This window comes from Rhodopirellula sp. UBA1907, from assembly GCF_002337565.1.
GTDB classification, from domain to species: domain Bacteria; phylum Planctomycetota; class Planctomycetia; order Pirellulales; family Pirellulaceae; genus Rhodopirellula; species Rhodopirellula europaea.
This window is the reverse complement of sequence record NZ_DDGH01000089.1, coordinates 41047-41512: the sequence shown is the minus strand read 5'-3', so window position 1 is coordinate 41512 and position 466 is coordinate 41047. Positions and strand designations below refer to the sequence as shown.

Here is a 466-nt window from a genome sequence, read left to right as displayed (position 1 = left end):
CCGTCGGATTGGCCAATCTCCCAAGTGACCAAGACTTCGGCTATCGAGGTAACTCGTCCATCGGGGACCGCGTGTACTTCGACTACTCAGGAGATGGCGGCGTATTTGACGCGGGCGACAATGACCGTGGGTTCGGTGGTGTTGATGTCACCTTGTCGATCGACGTTGATGGTGATTCAACAGTGGACTACACCGACACCGTCACCACTGCCTCGGATGGAACCTACACCTTCGACCATTTGATCGCTGGCGACTACACCATCAACGTCGACTCCACCGACTTGCCAGACCAAGTCGGCGACAACCCTACCTACAACGACGATGTGACGACCGACAACACCACCATCGTCGTTTTGGCAGCGAACACAGACAACACCACCACTGACTTCGGCTATCACGGACACCCTGATTATACGATCACCGTGGATGACGGGAACGACAACGTCGTCGCGGGCGAAAGCGTGAC

The 466-nt window shown here is 56.2% G+C and carries 1 protein-coding gene; it reads left to right on the top strand.

Going from position 1 to position 466, the window contains the following annotated elements:
* Window positions 1-466, top strand: a 466-nt coding sequence (locus tag B2R17_RS19470; RefSeq protein ID WP_286765454.1) for an SdrD B-like domain-containing protein, incomplete at both ends; no start/stop codon positions are given.